Here is a 15,284-nt window from a genome sequence, read left to right as displayed (position 1 = left end):
GCGGCAAAGGTCGCTGCGGGATTCAACCCCAAGGGCACGCTGCCGAAAGGCACCCGTCTTCCCATCTCCAGCAACCGCCAGAAGTCCGCTCAGGCATTGGCAAGGCTGCATGCCCGCATTGCCAATATCCGAGCGGACTTCACCCACAAGCTCACGGCCCGGCTGTGCCGCGAAAACCAGGCGGTGGTGCTCGAAGACCTGAACGTCTCAGGGATGCTCGCCAACGAGAAGCTTGCGCGAGCGATCTCCGACGTGGGCTTTGGCCTCATCCGCTCGCAGATGGAATACAAGGCGCAGCGCTACGGCACCCGCCTGGTGTTTGCCGAGCGCTGGTATCCCAGTAGTCGCCTCTGTTCCGTCTGCGGCTGGAAACACGAAACGCTCACGCTGGGCGAGCGGGAATGGACGTGCCCGGAATGCGGCACGCACCACGATCGTGATCTCAACGCGGCGATCAACCTTCAACGGCTGGCCACCGCAACGGCCCTACCCGTGGCGAGTCCGTCCGGTAACGGCGGCGCTGCTTCAGGAGGGGTTCCTGAAGTAGTCGGGAAAGTGACGCCTGTCAGGCACGAGCACGGTCATCAAGACGGCTCGGGGCAGGAAGAAAATCGTGCGCACTTTTGCGTACGTTTTTGAGAGCAGAGCCACATGAAAGCCTTGATCACTCTTGTGCTCGTGGCGGCGCTGGCGGTCGCGGCAGGGCTCGCCCTCCAGAGCGTGGACGGTTATGTCGTCTTCGTCGTGCCGCCCTGGCGCGCCCAGCTGTCGCTGACGCTCTTCGCGCTGCTCCTCGTGCTCGTCGTCATCGCCCTCTATCTGTCGCTGCGCCTGGGGGTGATGCTGTTCGGCCTGCCTCGCACCCTGCGCCGGCGGCGCGACGCCTGGCGCTTGCGCCGGGCCGTGCGCACGCTCGTGCGCCTCGTGCGCGCCCATGTACTGGGTGATGCGGCAACGGTCCAGCGGCTGGCGCAGCGGCTCGACCGGTCCCCCGGCGTGGCCGAGGCCGGCGCTGCGCTCGCGGCAGCCACGGCGCTCGAGCGCGGCGACGAGGCGAGGGCGGAGAACTGGCTCGCCCGGCTCGAGCGCTGGCCGGACGTCCGTACCGTGCTGGAAGCCGAGTTCGGCGTGCGTTTCTCCCGTCCCGAACGTCTGCAGGCGGCAATGGAGCTGCTCGAGAAAATGCCCGCTCTTCCCGAAGCCACGGCGCTGCGCCTGCGGCTCGAGGCCGCCCAGAGGGAAGAAAAGTGGCAGGAAGTGCTCGCATCGGCCCGCCGCTTGTGCGCGCTCGAATCCATGGACGCAGCCAAGGCCGCCGCCCTCATCCGCCAGGCCCATCTGAACGAGGCCTCCTCACGGCTCGCCCTTGGCGCCGATCTCTTCGCCTGGTGGAAACGTCTGCCCAAGGAAGAGCGCTTCGATCCCGAGTTTTTGGCAGCCTTGGCGCGACTGGCGATCGAGCGGGCGCAGGGAGGAAAAGTCCGTCCCATCCTGGAAGCGGCGCTGGACAAACGCTGGCTGCCCGAGCTCGTGCGCCGCTATCCCGCCTGCCTCGATGCCGCTGAGCGCCAGGCAGCGCTGGCGCGGCTGGAGTCGTGGCTGCAGGCGCACCCCGAAGAGCCGGCGGTACTCGAGGCGCTCGTCGAGCTCTGCCTCGAGCTGAAGTTGTGGGGCAAGGCGCGGGACTATCTCGCCCGCTTGCGCCGCCTCGGCGCCGATCCCAAGGTACTCGAGCGCTTCGCCGCGCGCCTGCAATCGGCCGAGGCCGGGCGCGGCGGGGCGATCCTTCCGGCTCCCTGAGCGCGCGTGAAGAAATCGCCCCGCGTGCGACGGCAAAAGGTCGTGCTACAATGCCAGCCGTGGCGGGTCGCCCCGCATTGCGGCGCGGGAACCGGGTCAGGGCCGGAAGGCAGCAGCCCTAACCGCTCCCCGCAAGTGCCGGGGGTCCGGCTCGCCACCCCTCCTCACACCCAGGCCGACAGGCCCAGCACCAGGGCAGAGCCGCTTGCCAAGGGCAAAGCCGCACGTACCCCCACCCGGCGCAGCTGGGGCGCGAATTCATGGATCAGCACGAAGCCCATTGCCCCGGCGGCCAGTCCCGTCATCGCAAGGGCATGTTCGGCGTCGGCAAGCCCCAGGCTTTTTGCCAGCAAGGCCACCGCAGGCTCGACCGAGACCGCCGCGAATCCCCACGCTCCTGCGCTCGCGCCGGACCAGCCGGCCGCCGTGAGCAGCCACATCGCCAGTACGCTCTCGGGCACGTTCTGGATCGCGATGCCCAAGGCGAGGCTGGGCCCCATCACCTCGCTCATGCTCAGCGCCAGCCCCTCGGGAACGTTGTGCAGGGCGAGCGCGAACAGGAACAAGAGCGCCGTGCGATCCTGTCCGGCAGCGGGCGCGTGGCGGTGCGGCACGAGCCGGTCGAGCAGCGCCAGCATTGCGGCGCCAGCGCCCAGCGCCAGGGCCCATTGAGCCGCCGCCGATGCCCACGCCTCGTGCGCCGCGATCTCCTGCAGTGCAGGCACGATCAAACCGACGATCACGCTCGTGCCCATCACGCCGGCGGCAAAGAGCTCGGCCGTGGCGGGGGAAACCGCCATCCAGGACGACAGGGTACGCGCAAGCAGCAGGCCGCCGAGGGCGGCGAGCAGGGAGAGGCATACGAGGAAGCCCCAGGGCGAGAAGTCCTGCAGCTGCGCCAGAACCTGGGCGAGCGCCGCGGCTGCGCCGCCGAGCCAGATCGTCCAGCCAAGGGCGGTGCGGGACACGAGCGGCGCGGTGCGTGTAAGGACTTTGCTGATCATGGCGGGGCTCCTTCGAGATCTGTTGCCGTGCGTTCAGGATTCATGATAGGGGGAGCGGCCATGGAACGCAAATGATATTGAGAAATAATCTCAATTAAAAATTCCCATCCCTGCGCACTTCGTGGTCGCAGCGCAAGAATCCGGTAGAATCCGCCCCATGACCCAGCTCGCCCTTGCCCGCAAATGGCGTCCCCGCCGCTTCGACGCGCTCGTGGGACAGGACCACGTCGTGCGCGCGCTCACGCATGCGCTTGCCACGCAGCGGCTGCACCACGCCTATCTCTTCACCGGCACGCGCGGGGTGGGCAAGACCACCATCAGCCGCATCTTCGCCAAGGCGCTCAACTGCGAGCGCGGCGTCACGCCCGAACCCTGCGGGGTTTGTGCCGCCTGCCAGGCCATCGACGCCGACCGCTTCCCCGACTATGTCGAGATGGACGCGGCTTCCAACCGCGGCGTCGACGACATGGCAGCGCTGCTCGAGCAGGCCGTCTACGCGCCGGTGCAGGGGCGTTTCAAGGTCTACATGATCGACGAAGTGCACATGCTCACCGGGCACGCCTTCAACGCCATGCTGAAAACGCTCGAAGAGCCGCCCGAGCACGTCAAGTTCATCCTCGCCACCACCGACCCGCAGAAGATTCCCGTCACGGTGCTGTCGCGCTGCCTGCAGTTCAACCTCCGCTCGCTGCCGCCGGCGCTCATCGCCGAGCACGCCGCCCGCATTCTGGAAGCCGAGGCCGTGCCCTATGATCGCGGGGCGCTCGAGCTCGTGGGGCAGGCCGCGCGCGGCTCCATGCGCGATGCCCTCTCGCTCCTCGATCAGGCACTCGCCTACGGGGCAGGAGAGGTGCGCGAGGCGCAGGTGGCCGAGATGCTGGGCCTGGTGGCGAGCGCCACCTTGCGCGAACTCCTCGAGGCCGTGGCGGCGGCCGACGCCCCGGCCGCGCTCGCGCTCGCCGACCGGCTCGCCGGCAGCGGTGCCTCGCTCGAATCGGCCCTGGCGGCGCTCGCCCAGCTCGTGCATCAGCTCGCCGTGCTGCAGTTCGCCCCCGAAGCCCTGGAACCGCAGACGCGCGAGGCGCTCGCACCGCTCGCCGCCCGGTTCGATCCGGAATACCTGCAGCTTGCCTACGACATCCTCACGCACGCGCGCCGCGACCTGCCGCTCGCGCCCGATCCGGCCGTCGGCTTTTCCATGGCCGTGCTGCGCCTCATCGCCTTCGCGCCCCAGACTACGGCTGCGCCGCCGGCCGCGGTGCCCGGTCCGAGCGCGGCACCCAGGAACGAGGAGGGCGGTGAAGCGCCCGTAACGGCCCGCGGCGAGTCGCCTGCCGCACGCGCGCACGCGCCCTCGGCCACGGATGGCGAAGCGCGGCGCGCAGCGTTCCCGTCGCCCGATCGAGCGCAGGGTGGGGCAGAGGGAACGGCCTCTTCCGAGGCGACCGATGTTGCTTCGCTACCGGCAGACGGCATGCCGGCGAAGCCTCCGTCCACAGAGCCGTCCGGGGCGCGAGAGCCGGGCGCGCTCCCGCCGGCAGGTCGGGAAAGCCCCAGTGGCGGAGTCGATGCCTGGCACGAGTGGTTCGCCGCCATGTCCCTCACGGGACTTGCGCGCGAATTCGCGCAGCACTGCATCTGCCGCGCGATCGAAGGCGACACGGTCTCGCTCCTGCTCGATGCCACGCACCGCGTGCTGCTCGATCTGCACCCGGAATGCGTCGATCGCATCGCCGAGGCGCTCGGCGCGGTGTTGGGACGTCGTGTCACTGTGCGCGTCACCCCGGCCGAAGTCGCCGATACGCCGGCGCAGCGCGAGGCCGAGGCCCGCCGCCAAGCCCATCGGGCTGCCGTCTCCCGCCTGCTCGCGCACCCCGTCACCCAGCGGCTCATCGAACGGTTCGATGCCACGCTCGACGAAACCAGCGTCACGTGGCCCACCCCTTCACCCCCTTCTGGAGGAACACGCCATGTTCAATAAGAACGCCCTCTCCGGCCTGATGCGCCAGGCGCAGCAGATGCAGGAAAACATGAAGAAAGTCCAGGACGAGCTCGCCGCGCTCGAAGTCGAGGGACAGGCCGGCGCCGGACTCGTCAAGATCCTCATGACCTGCAAGTACGACGTGCGCCGCGTCAGCATCGACCCTTCGGTGCTCGACGACAAGGAGATGCTCGAGGATCTCGTCGCCGCCGCGGTCAATGACGCCGTGCGCCGCGTCGAGGCGACCACCCAGGAGAAGATGGCCGCCGTCACTGCCGGCATGCCGCTGCCTCCGGGCATGAAACTGCCTTTCTGAAGAGACCATGCCCACGCCGCTCGACGAGCTCATCGAAGCGCTTCGCTGTCTGCCGGGCGTCGGCGCGAAGGGCGCGCAGCGCATGGCGCACCACCTGCTGCAGCGCGAACGGCGCGGGGCGCAGCGGCTGGCCCGGGCGATCGAGGCGGCGCTTGCTACCCTCACGCACTGCGCGCGCTGCAACGCCTTCAGCGAGACCGCCGTGTGCGCCCGCTGCAGCGACCCGGCGCGCGATGCCTCCGTCGTCTGCGTGGTCGAATCGCCTGCCGACATGGAAGCGATCGAGCAGACCCATACCTACGGCGGTCTCTACTACGTGCTCATGGGGCGCCTGTCGCCGCTCGACGGCATCGGCCCCAAAGAGCTCGAACTGGAGCGCTTGCTCGCGCGGCTTGCCGCTCCCGAAGTGCGCGAAGTCGTGCTCGCCACCAACTTCACCAACGAAGGCGAGGCCACGGCGCACTGGATCGCCGAACGGGTGCGTCCGCGCGGCGTGACGGTCACGCGCCTGGCGCGCGGCGTGCCCCTCGGCGGCGAGCTCGAATACGTCGATGCCGCCACCGTGGCGCACGCCCTCATCGACCGCCGCCGCCTGGACGCGACCTGAGCGCCCCGGCATCGATCTGCCCGCGCTCCGAGGCGAGACGCCGCTTTCCTCTTGGATGCGCCCAGGCGATCCTTTATAATCTGCAGATTTGCACCGTCTTCCCATCTCTCGAGGGTTCGCGCCATGAGCAAGGATCAAGCATTGGACGACAACCGGCGGCAGCTGCTGATCGCCACCTCCGTCGTCGGCGGAGCGGGAGTGGTCGCCGCCGCCGCCCCCTTCGTCGCCAGTCTCACCCCTTCCGAACGCGCCAAGGCGGCCGGCGCCCCGGCCGAGGCCGACATCAGCAAGCTCGCTCCCGGCGAGATGATGACCGTCGAATGGCGCGGCCAGCCCGTCTGGATCCTGCGCCGCACCGAGGCGATGCTCGCCACGCTCGAAGAGGTCGAACCGCAGCTCGCCGACCCCACCTCCGAGAAATCCGTCCAGCCGCCCTACGCCAAGAACCGGCACCGCTCCATCAAGCCGGAATACCTCGTGGTGATCGGCATCTGCACCCACCTTGGCTGCTCCCCCACGGCCAAGTTCGCCAAGGGTGAGGCGAGCGGCATCGGCAAGGACTGGCTCGGTGGCTACCTCTGCCCCTGCCACGGTTCGCGCTTCGACCTCGCCGCGCGCGTGTTCAAGAGCCAGCCGGCGCCCACGAACCTCACCGTGCCGCCGCACCAATACCTGACCGATACCAAGATCCTCATCGGCGAAGACAAAGCCTGACGCGCGAGGAAAGAATATGACCACCAAATCCGGCCTGCTGCAGTGGATCGACGAGCGCTTTCCGCTCACCTCCACGATCCGCGAGCACCTCACCGAATACTACGCTCCCAAGAACTTCAACTTCTGGTACTACTTCGGCTCGCTGGCGCTGCTGGTGCTGGTGATCCAGATCGTCACCGGCATCTTCCTCGTGATGCACTACAAACCCGACGCCTCGCTCAACGCCTCCGGCATCCCGGTGGCCTTTGCCAGCGTCGAGTACATCATGCGCGAGGTGCCCGGCGGCTGGTTCATCCGCTACATGCACTCCACCGGCGCCTCGGCCTTCTTCATCGTGGTCTATCTGCACATGTTCCGCGGCCTGCTCTACGGCTCCTACCGCACGCCGCGCGAACTCGTGTGGATCTTCGGCGTGCTCATCTTCCTCGCCCTCATGGCCGAGGCCTTCATGGGCTACCTGCTGCCCTGGGGCCAGATGTCCTACTGGGGGGCGCAGGTCATCATCAACCTCTTCTCGGCCATCCCCGTGATCGGGCCGGATCTCTCCACCGTCATCCGCGGCGACTTCGTCATCTCCGATGCCACCCTCAACCGCTTCTTCTCCCTGCACGTCATCGCCGTGCCGCTGGTGCTGCTGCTGCTCGTGGCCGCGCACATCATCGCATTGCACGAAGTCGGCTCCAACAACCCCGACGGCATCGAGATCAAGAAGAAGAAAGACGCCAACGGCCGCCCGCTCGACGGCATCCCCTTCCACCCGTACTACACGGTGAAGGACATCGTCGGCGTGGCCGGTTTCCTCATCGTCTTCTTCGCCGTGCTCTTCTTCGTGCCCGAGGCGGGCGGCTACTTCCTCGAGTACAACAACTTCATCCCGGCCAACCCCATGGTCACGCCGCCGCACATCGCGCCGGTGTGGTACTTCACCCCCTTCTATTCCATCCTGCGCGCCGTCACCTATCCGCTCTTCGGCATCGACGCCAAGTTCTGGGGCGTGGTGGCCATGGGTGCAGCGGTCGTCATCATCGCCTTCCTGCCCTGGCTCGACCGCTCGCCGGTGAAGTCCATCCGCTACAAGGGGCCGATCTACAAGACGGCGCTGACGATTTTCGTCATCTCCTTCTTCATCCTCGGCTACCTCGGCGTGCTCCCGCCCACCCCGGGCCGCACCCTGGTCTCCCAGATCTGCGCGGTGCTCTACTTCGCCTTCTTCTTGCTGATGCCCTGGTATAGCAAGATCGATCCTTGCAAACCCGAACCGGAAAGGGTGACCTGGAAATGAAGAACCTCATCGTCCATGCCAAGCGGCTCCTCGCGGCCGCGCTCCTCGCCCCCGCGCTCGTGCTCGCTTCGGCCGAAGGGCCGCAGCTCGACAAGGCGCCCCTGTCCAAGGATCCGGAAAGCCTCAAGCGCGGGGCGACGATCTTCGTCACCACCTGCATGGCCTGCCACTCCGCAAGCTTCATGCGCTACAACAAGCTCACCGAGATCGGCTTCACCGAAGCGGAGATCAAGGAAAAGCTGCTGCCGCCCGACAAGAAGGTGGGCGATCTCATGACCATCGCCATGCGGCCGCAGGACGCCAAGAAATGGTTCGGCGGGGTGGCGCCGCCCGATCTCACCCTGGTCACGCGCCAGCGCAATTCCGAGCTCGGCAGCGGCGCGGACTGGGTCTACACCTACCTGCGTACCTTCTACCGCGACCCCACCCGCCCCAACGGCTGGAACAACGTCGTCTTCCCCGGCGCGGGCATGCCGCACGTCTTCTGGGAACTCCAGGGCGAACAGACGGCCAAAATCACCAAGCACCCCGATGGCACCGAGTCGATCGAGCTCGTGCTCTCCAAGCCCGGCAGCATGAGCGCGCAGGAATACGACAAGATGGTGGCCGACGTGGTCTCGTTCATGCAGTGGATGGGCGAGCCGATCGCCGAGAAGCGCAAGTCCATCGGCATCTGGGTGATGATCTACCTGGCGGTGTTCTTCGCGCTTGCCTATGCGCTCAAGAAAGCGTATTGGAAAGACGTCCATTGAACCCTGCTGCGGCGGGGCGCCGCGGCTCGGCCGGGAGGTCCCTCCGCCCCGTCGTCACGTGCGCACCCCGGCCGGGGTGCGTTCGTTTTTCTTCGTGAGACGCATGCCATGATGAACCTCTATTCGGGATCGGTCGATCCCTTCAGCCACCGTTGCCGCATCGTCCTCTATGAAAAGGGGATGGATTTCGAAGTCACCGACGTCGATCTGCTCGACAAGCAGGCCGACGTCGCCCGCATCAACCCCTACGGTCGGGTGCCGGTGCTCGTCGACCGCGAGCTCGTGCTCTTCGAGCCCAACATCATCAACGAGTACATCGACGAGCGATTCCCCCATCCGCAGCTGATGCCGCCCGACCCCATCCTGCGCGCCCGCGCGCGTCAGCTGCTGCAGACGCTGGAGAACGAGCTCTTCCGCCACATGCGCGTGCTGGAAGAGGCGCAAGAAGAGGCCCCGCGCGATCAGGCGCGCCAGACGATCCGCGACCAGCTGGTGCAGCTCGCGCCCATCCTCAACCGGCAGAAATACCTCTTCGGCGAGGACTACTCGATGATCGACGTGGCGATGGCGCCGCTCCTGTGGCGGCTCGAGCACTACGGCATCGCGCTGCCAGCGGCCGCCTCGCCGATCATGAAGTACGCCGAGCGGCTTTTCAGCCGTCAGGGATTCATCGACGCCCTCTCGCCTGCCGAAAAACTCATGAGGAAGTGACGATGCTGCCCCCCTCGGCCAAACTCTACCTCGCCCGCGCCCTTTACGACTGGTGCCTCGACCGCGGGCTCACGCCCTACGTCAGCGCCAAGGTCGAGGGCGCGAGCGTTCCCCGCGGCTACGATCAGGACGGAGTCATCGTGCTCAACCTCGGGCCGGAGGCGACCAACCGCTTCGCTTTCGAGCCCGACGGCATCTCCTTTCAGGCCCGCTTTGGCGGCAAGGTCTTCGACGTCTGGCTGCCGGCGGAAAACGTCCTCGCGATCTACGCCCGCGAGACCGGGCACGGCATCGCGCTGCCCGAAGAGATGTTCACCGCGCCCGAGCCCGACGGCGGCCCGACGCCGCCCGAAGAACCGCAGGAATCCCCCGCCGGCAAACGCGGCGGGGGGTTCCTGCGCGTGGTGAAATAGCCCCGCTCAACCAACGAAGGGAAAGGCTTCCAGCCCGGGCGGCGTCTTTCCCTCCAGCCGGGCGAGCAGCGCCTGCGCCGAACCGCAGGCAAGCGTCCAGCCCAGCGAGCCGTGGCCGGTGTTCACCCACACGTTTGCCATGGGACTGCGCCCGATGAGCGGCACGCCGCTCGGCGTCATGGGCCGCAGCCCCGCCCAGGCTTCGGCCGCTTCCAGATCCGCCACGCCGGGCAGCATCACCTCGGCCCAGCGCTTCAAGGGCGCGATGCGCTCGGGGCGCACCGAGTCGTCGTAGCCGGCGATCTCGGCCGTACCGGCAAAGCGCAAACGGTTGCCAAGCCGCGAGCACACGATGCGCTTCGATTCGTCGGTGAGCGAAGCGGTGGGCGCGCGCTCCGGCGCGAGGATGGGTGCCGTGAGCGAATAGCCCTTGACGGGATAGATCGGCGCCTCCATCCCCAGGGGTGCGAGCAGACGCGGGCTGTCCACCCCGGCGCAGACGACGATGGCTTCGGCCGTGAGCTCGAACGCCCCCGCCGGCCCCTCGAAGCGTGCCGCTTCGCAGCGGCCTTTGCCCAGACGCCAGCCGCTCCAGCGCGTCTCGAAGAGCACCTCGGCCCCGGCCTGGCGCAGCCGCGCCACCATCTCCTCGCAGAATCGGCGCGCATCGCCCGATTCGTCTTCCGGCGCGTACAGGGCGCCGCAGAGCTTCGCGGCCACCGGCGCGAGCGCCGGCTCGATTTCCGCCGCCTCTGCGGGTGAGATCGCCCGGGCGGCGATGCCCAGCTCGCGCAGCTCCGCCTCGTGCCGCCGGCCGGTTTCCCAGTCGCGCGGAGTGAAGAAAAGGTGCAGGATGCCGCGCGTCTGCACGTCGTACTCGAGCCCCAACGCCTCGCGCCAGCGCCGCAGCACCTGGAGGCTGTGGCGCGCAAGGAGCGCAATCGCCCGCGTGTTGCGCTCATGGCGCGAGGGCAGGCATTCGCGCAGAAACGCCGTGAGCCAGCACCATTGCGCGGTATCGAGCGCTGGGCGCCAGCGGAATGGCCCGTCCTCGCGCGTGAGCGACTCCAGCGCGATCAGCGGCGCCCTGGGGCTAGACCACGGCTGGGGGTGGCTCACCGAGATTTGCGCCCCGTTGGCATAACTCGCGCCGCGCCCCGGCGCCTCGCGCGCATCCACCAGGGTGACCGTATGCCCCGCTTCCTGCAAGGCCCAGGCGGTGGCGACGCCGATTACGCCGGCACCGATCACGAGGATTTTCATGGGGGGATCCTTTTCTCCGTGGAACGAAACGAGCGGCAGCACCGCCTTTTCATGTCGAACAGTGTAGCGCATAAAAAACGCGGTACGCGCCCGGGGAGATTTCGTGGCAGACTTCGAAGTTTCCTTCATGCGAGGAATTCGAATGAGCAGGCGCGCTTTCTTGCGTCCCGTGTTGCTTTTCATCGGTTCGACAACGCCCGTCGCCGCCATCGGCATGCTCCGGGAGGAAGGACGATGAGCAAAGGGGGGTATGAACGCTGGTCCGAAATTCGGGCCTTGCTCCGCCTCGCCGGGCCGATGGTGCTGTCGCAGACGGCGTTCGTGCTCATGGGGCTGGTGGATACAGCCATGTCGGGGCATGCCGGGGCGCGCGAGCAGGCGGTGGTGGGGCTGGGGGTGGCGCTGTGGATTCCGGTTTTCATCGGCCTGATGAACGTGGTGCAGGCGGTGAGCCCCTTCGTGGCGCGGCATTATGGGGCGGGGGATCATCAGGCGATCGTGCGCGATACGCGCGAGGCGATGTGGCTGGCGCTCTGGACTTCGCTCGTGCCGCTGGCGGCCCTGCCTTTCGTGCCGGCGGTGTTGCGCGCCTTCGGGATCGAACCGGAACTGGCGGCGAAAACGACCTTTTTCCTGGAAGGAATCGGCTGCGGTCTGCCGGCGGCGCTGGTGTTCCGGGCGCTCGCCTTCTATTCGGCGAGCGTAGACCGTCCCAAACCGATCATGACGATAGCGTTTTTCGGGCTCGGGATCAACGCGTTTTTCAACTGGGTGCTGATCTACGGCCGATTGGGGGCACCGGCTCTGGGCGGGGCGGGATGTGGCTGGGCCACGGCGATCGGGATGTGGTGCAGCCTGGTGGCGATGGGGCTGTGGACGGCGTTTGCGCCGGGCTACGCGCCGTTTCGCTGGTGGCGCGGCGGCTGGAGCTGGCCAAACTGGGAGGGGCAGAAGCGCCTGCTGCGTCTGGGGCTGCCCATGGGCGGGGCGGGTCTGGCGGAGGTGGCGGCTTTCACCGGCATCGCGGTGCTGATCGGTCGCTTCGGGCCGGTGCAGATTGCGGCGCATCAGGTGGCGCTCAACGTGGCTTCGCTCCTTTTCATGCTGCCGGCGGGCATCGGGGCGGCGCTGGCGATCCGGGTGGGGCAGAGCCTGGGTGCGGGGGATCCGGCGCGGGCACGGCGGCTGGCCTGGACGGGGGTGGCGGCAGGTCTGGCGATCGGAGTGTTGATGATGGGGCCGGTGCTGGCAGGGCGGCATGCGATCACGGCGCTCTACAGTTCGGATCCGGCGGTGCGCGAGCTCGCGGCTTCGCTCCTGGTGCTGGCGGCGCTATGGCAGGTGTTCGACGCCACCCAGGCGTGCATGATGGGCGCTTTGCGTGGCTATCACGTGACCTTGTTGCCCATGCTCCTCATGCTCGGGGCGTTCTGGCTGGTGGGCATCCCCCTGGGGGCCTGGCTCGGTTACGACGGCGGGATGTTTGGCCACCCTATGGGGGTGTTCGGTTTCTGGATCGGCCTGCTGGTGGGGCTCGCGCTGGTGTCTTGCGGACTGGCGCTCACCTTGCGCACGGTGGCCGATGTGGCATCGTCGCGGTGCAAGAAGGAGGCGTGATGACGTTCTCGCTCGATCACTGCTGGTGCATGGGGTGATGCACTGGAGCAGGATAAGTCGGTGGGGGAAAAGATGGGCGATGAGCGCATGAACCCCGAAGCGTGGATCGATTTTGCCGCACCGACGGCGGAGGATGCGCCGCTGCGGGGTCGTTTCGTCGGTCTGCAGGCGGTGCTGGGGGCAAATCGGCACGAGGAGGTGGGCCCGTTGCTCGAACGCATCGACGTTGCGGCGAGGAACGGCTCCTGGGCCGTGGGATACGTAAGCTACGAGGCCGCCGCCGCATTCGATCCTGCCCTGGAGACTCATGAGCCCGCGCCGGGATCGCCGCTGGCCTGGTTCGCGCTCTTCGATCGGCTTGCGCCGTGGCCAGAGTCCATCGTGACAGGGGAATACACACCCTTGCGCTGGTGCGAGACGCTGGATGAGGCGTCCTTCAGGGCCGCGGTGGCGCGCATCCAGCGGGCAATCGCCGAGGGGGAGTTCTACCAGCTCAATTTCACGGCGCCCGTCGAGAGTCCCTTTTCGGGGGATGCGTTGGCGTTCTTTCCCGCTTTACGCCGTGCGCAGCCGGGAGGGTATGCGCTCTTTCTCGATACGGGTGAGGGGCGTCGGGTGGCGAGCGTCTCGCCGGAGCTCTTCTTCCATCGGGTGGGGAATCGCATTCTGTGCCGGCCGATGAAAGGGACGGCACCGCGGGGGATTTCACCCGAAGAGGATGCACGCCAGGCGCTACGTTTGCGTTCGGATGAAAAGGAGCGGGCGGAAAACGTGATGATCGTCGATCTCATCCGCAACGATCTCTCGCGTTTGACCCGACCCGGCGGCGTGCGTGTGCCGCGGCTCTTCCATACGCAAGCCTGGCCGACGGTGTGGCAGATGAGCTCGGACGTCGAGGCGGAGCTGCGCGAAGCGGTGAGTTTGCGTGAAATCTTCGAGGCACTTTTTCCCTGCGGATCGGTGACCGGTGCGCCCAAGGTCCGGGCGATGCATTGGATTCGCCGCCTGGAGGGCGGACCGCGAGGCGTATATTGCGGCGCGATGGGGGTGGTTCGTCCTGGAGGGGACGCGACGTTCAATGTTCCCATCCGCACCGTCGAGATCGTGCAGGGGCGGGCGCGCTGTGGCATCGGCAGCGCCATCACCGCCGATGCGCGGGCACGCAGCGAGGCGCGCGAGTGGCGTGTGAAGCGAGCTTTCCTCGAACGGGCGGCGCGTCCTTTTCAGATCCTCGAGACGATGCGCTTGGAGGGCGGTGAAGTGGCCCATTGGCCGTTGCATCGGGCACGCCTGTTGCGTGCCGCGCGGCACTTCGGCCATCCTTGTGATGAATCGGCTCTGGAAGAGGCGGTGCGCTCGGCCATGGACTCTTGGCCCGAGCCGGCGGGGCGGCTGCGCTTATTGCTCGATGCCGAAGGAAAAGTTTCGGTCGAGGTTGGCGCCTTGCCCGAAACGCCGGAGTGCCCCAAAGTGATGCTCGCCCACTCGCCTATCGATGGCACGAGCGAGTTCGTGCGCTACAAGACGACTCGACGCGAGGCCTACGAGGCGCTCGGCCGCGCCGGGATATTCGACACCTTGCTGTGGAATGAATCCGGTGAGATCACCGAATTCACGCGCGGCAACGTCGCGGTGCGTTTTGGTGAGACGTGGTATACCCCGCCGCTGTGCTGTGGCTTGCTCGATGGCGTGATGCGCCACCTGCTCTTGGCGCAAGGGCGGCTCGTCGAGCGGATGATTCGCCGCGAGGAGCTCGACTCTGCCGAAGCGCTTGCTTTTCTCAATGCCTTGCGTGGCTGGGTGCCGGTGGTTTTGATACAGTGGGAGGAAAACGATGGGCCAGGGCGTGGAGAATGAAAGGCAGACCATCCAAGGGGCGGAGCGCCTGAAGCTCGCCGTGAGCGCCTGCGTGCTGGGGCAGCCGGTGCGCTACAACGGCGGGCACAAGCGCTCGGCCTTGTGCGTCGAGCTGCTGGGTCAGGCGTTCGACTTCGTGCCCTTGTGTCCGGAAGTGGGGATCGGACTGGGCACGCCGCGTCCGCCCATCCGCCTCGTCGGTTCCCCCGAATCTCCCCGGGCCGTGGGGGTGGGCGATGCCACGCTCGACGTCACCGAGCGTCTGCAAGAATGGTCCGAGCGCACGGTGGCGACGCTGGAAGGGGTGAGCGGGGTCATTCTCATGCAGCGCTCGCCTTCCTGTGGGCTCTTCCGGGTGAAGGTCTATCGGCAGGACGATCGACCGCCGCAGTTCGGTAGCGGCATCTTTGCGGCCACGCTGGCGCGCCGGCTGCCGGAGCTGCCCATCGAAGAGGAAGGGCGATTGCACGATCCGGTACTGCTGGAGAATTTCGTCGTTCGGGTGCGCGCCTACGGCGAGTGGCGACGCCTGCTCGCCGCGGGACTCACGCGCGGGGCGATCGTCGCGTTCCATTCACGCTACAAGTATCTGCTGCTCGCGCACGACCCCGCGGGTTACCGTACCCTGGGGCGTATGGTGGCCGGACTCGGCGAGGAGACGCCCGAGGCGTTCGCGTCGCACTATTTTCCGGCGTTCATGGCCGCCCTGAGGCGGCGCGCCACGCGCGGCACGCACGCCAACGTGCTGCAGCATCTGGCCGGTTACCTGCGTCGGGTATTGCCGTCCGAGGAGCGCCAGGAGCTGCAGGAGCTCATCGCGCAGTATCGCCAGGGCGTGGTGCCGCTCGTCGCGCCGATGGTGCTCTTGCGTCACCATCTGCGCCGCCATCCCGATTCTTATCTGGCGCAGCAGGTCTATCTGGAGCCGCATCCGCCGCGGCTGGGGCTGCGCAACGCGCTGTAGGGC

General features: G+C 67.4%; 15 protein-coding genes and 1 other RNA gene. 14 read left to right on the top strand and 2 right to left on the bottom strand.

All coding sequences use genetic code 11. The annotated features are described in order from the left end of the window. From ASC37_RS06790 to ffs, 3 genes are all read left to right on the top strand, one after another. A partial coding sequence (locus tag ASC37_RS06790) for an RNA-guided endonuclease InsQ/TnpB family protein (RefSeq protein WP_141654654.1) occupies nt 1-639 on the top strand: 639 nt, incomplete at its 5' end. Nucleotides 640-651: 12 nt separating this feature from the next. Beyond that, nucleotides 652-1,800 (top strand): heme biosynthesis protein HemY, encoded by a 1,149-nt coding sequence (locus tag ASC37_RS06785; protein WP_055423644.1) that lies wholly within the window; start codon nt 652-654, stop codon nt 1,798-1,800. Between the two features lie 61 nt (nt 1,801-1,861). Further along, nucleotides 1,862-1,959, top strand: an RNA gene (gene ffs / locus ASC37_RS11265) — signal recognition particle sRNA small type. Between the two features lie 5 nt (nt 1,960-1,964). On the opposite strand, the gene ASC37_RS06780 is transcribed toward ffs, so the two are convergent. Then, complete coding sequence (locus tag ASC37_RS06780; protein WP_055423643.1) at nt 1,965-2,804, bottom strand: ZIP family metal transporter; 840 nt, start codon at nt 2,802-2,804, stop codon at nt 1,965-1,967. A 157-nt stretch (nt 2,805-2,961) separates the two neighbouring features. On the opposite strand from ASC37_RS06780, the gene dnaX reads away from it, so the two are divergent. The 8 genes from dnaX (at nt 2,962) to ASC37_RS06740 (ending at nt 9,580) form a co-directional block, all read left to right on the top strand. Further along, entirely contained in the window at nt 2,962-4,785 is a 1,824-nt protein-coding gene (gene dnaX / locus ASC37_RS06775) for a DNA polymerase III subunit gamma/tau (RefSeq protein ID WP_055423642.1), read from the top strand. After that, entirely contained in the window at nt 4,775-5,101 is a 327-nt protein-coding gene (locus ASC37_RS06770) for a YbaB/EbfC family nucleoid-associated protein (RefSeq protein WP_055423641.1), read from the top strand. Before dnaX ends, ASC37_RS06770 begins: the two co-directional genes overlap by 11 nt. Before the next feature lie 7 nt (nt 5,102-5,108). Further along, nucleotides 5,109-5,708, top strand: coding sequence for a recombination mediator RecR (gene recR / locus ASC37_RS06765; RefSeq protein WP_055423640.1), 600 nt, complete (start codon nt 5,109-5,111; stop codon nt 5,706-5,708). Between the two features lie 123 nt (nt 5,709-5,831). Then, nucleotides 5,832-6,422 carry a ubiquinol-cytochrome c reductase iron-sulfur subunit gene (petA, locus tag ASC37_RS06760; protein ID WP_055423639.1) on the top strand — a complete coding sequence of 197 codons (591 nt, stop codon included), beginning with the start codon at nt 5,832-5,834 and terminating at the stop codon, nt 6,420-6,422. 16 nt (nt 6,423-6,438) lie between these two features. Beyond that, on the top strand, nt 6,439-7,704 hold the full coding sequence (locus ASC37_RS06755) for a cytochrome b (RefSeq protein WP_055423638.1): 1,266 nt from the start codon (nt 6,439-6,441) through the stop codon (nt 7,702-7,704). Further along, on the top strand, nt 7,701-8,456 hold the full coding sequence (locus ASC37_RS06750) for a cytochrome c1 (RefSeq protein WP_055423637.1): 756 nt from the start codon (nt 7,701-7,703) through the stop codon (nt 8,454-8,456). Before ASC37_RS06755 ends, ASC37_RS06750 begins: the two co-directional genes overlap by 4 nt. A 108-nt stretch (nt 8,457-8,564) precedes the next feature. After that, the gene (locus ASC37_RS06745) at nt 8,565-9,167 is read left to right on the top strand and encodes a glutathione S-transferase N-terminal domain-containing protein (RefSeq protein WP_055423636.1); all 603 of its coding nucleotides are present in this window, start codon (nt 8,565-8,567) and stop codon (nt 9,165-9,167) included. A gap of 2 nt (nt 9,168-9,169) precedes the next feature. Then, on the top strand, nt 9,170-9,580 hold the full coding sequence (locus ASC37_RS06740) for a stringent starvation protein B (protein WP_055423635.1): 411 nt from the start codon (nt 9,170-9,172) through the stop codon (nt 9,578-9,580). A gap of 6 nt (nt 9,581-9,586) precedes the next feature. On the opposite strand, the gene ASC37_RS06735 is transcribed toward ASC37_RS06740, so the two are convergent. Further along, complete coding sequence (locus ASC37_RS06735; RefSeq protein WP_055423634.1) at nt 9,587-10,843, bottom strand: D-amino acid dehydrogenase; 1,257 nt, start codon at nt 10,841-10,843, stop codon at nt 9,587-9,589. Nucleotides 10,844-11,077: 234 nt separating this feature from the next. On the opposite strand from ASC37_RS06735, the gene ASC37_RS06730 reads away from it, so the two are divergent. From ASC37_RS06730 to ASC37_RS06720, 3 genes are read left to right on the top strand one after another with little or no spacing between them, the layout of a single operon-like run. After that, a complete protein-coding gene (locus ASC37_RS06730; protein WP_055423633.1) occupies nt 11,078-12,460 on the top strand; it encodes an MATE family efflux transporter in 1,383 nt (460 codons plus the stop codon). A gap of 60 nt (nt 12,461-12,520) precedes the next feature. Continuing rightward, nucleotides 12,521-14,317, top strand: a complete 1,797-nt coding sequence (locus tag ASC37_RS06725; protein ID WP_198289033.1) for a chorismate-binding protein — start codon at nt 12,521-12,523, stop codon at nt 14,315-14,317. After that, nucleotides 14,295-15,281, top strand: coding sequence for a YbgA family protein (locus ASC37_RS06720; RefSeq protein WP_055423632.1), 987 nt, complete (start codon nt 14,295-14,297; stop codon nt 15,279-15,281). The genes ASC37_RS06725 and ASC37_RS06720 overlap by 23 nt, the downstream gene beginning before the upstream one ends. Nucleotides 15,282-15,284: the final 3 nt, after the last annotated feature.

Source organism: Tepidiphilus thermophilus, assembly GCF_001418245.1.
Lineage (GTDB): Bacteria > Pseudomonadota > Gammaproteobacteria > Burkholderiales > Rhodocyclaceae > Tepidiphilus > Tepidiphilus succinatimandens.
This window is presented reverse-complemented; position numbering and strand designations above follow the sequence as displayed.

Excerpts from the sequence above, each read along its gene's own strand:
- ASC37_RS06785 (WP_055423644.1), top strand. The coding sequence starts at position 652 with ATGAAAGCCTTGATCACTCTTGTGCTCGTGGCGGCGCTGGCGGTCGCG.
- ASC37_RS06780 (WP_055423643.1), bottom strand. The coding sequence starts at position 2,804 with ATGATCAGCAAAGTCCTTACACGCACCGCGCCGCTCGTGTCCCGCACC.
- dnaX (WP_055423642.1), top strand. The coding sequence starts at position 2,962 with ATGACCCAGCTCGCCCTTGCCCGCAAATGGCGTCCCCGCCGCTTCGAC.
- ASC37_RS06770 (WP_055423641.1), top strand. The coding sequence starts at position 4,775 with ATGTTCAATAAGAACGCCCTCTCCGGCCTGATGCGCCAGGCGCAGCAG.
- recR (WP_055423640.1), top strand. The coding sequence starts at position 5,109 with ATGCCCACGCCGCTCGACGAGCTCATCGAAGCGCTTCGCTGTCTGCCG.
- petA (WP_055423639.1), top strand. The coding sequence starts at position 5,832 with ATGAGCAAGGATCAAGCATTGGACGACAACCGGCGGCAGCTGCTGATC.
- ASC37_RS06755 (WP_055423638.1), top strand. The coding sequence starts at position 6,439 with ATGACCACCAAATCCGGCCTGCTGCAGTGGATCGACGAGCGCTTTCCG.
- ASC37_RS06750 (WP_055423637.1), top strand. The coding sequence starts at position 7,701 with ATGAAGAACCTCATCGTCCATGCCAAGCGGCTCCTCGCGGCCGCGCTC.
- ASC37_RS06745 (WP_055423636.1), top strand. The coding sequence starts at position 8,565 with ATGATGAACCTCTATTCGGGATCGGTCGATCCCTTCAGCCACCGTTGC.
- ASC37_RS06740 (WP_055423635.1), top strand. The coding sequence starts at position 9,170 with ATGCTGCCCCCCTCGGCCAAACTCTACCTCGCCCGCGCCCTTTACGAC.
- ASC37_RS06735 (WP_055423634.1), bottom strand. The coding sequence starts at position 10,843 with ATGAAAATCCTCGTGATCGGTGCCGGCGTAATCGGCGTCGCCACCGCC.
- ASC37_RS06730 (WP_055423633.1), top strand. The coding sequence starts at position 11,078 with ATGAGCAAAGGGGGGTATGAACGCTGGTCCGAAATTCGGGCCTTGCTC.
- ASC37_RS06720 (WP_055423632.1), top strand. The coding sequence starts at position 14,295 with ATGGGCCAGGGCGTGGAGAATGAAAGGCAGACCATCCAAGGGGCGGAG.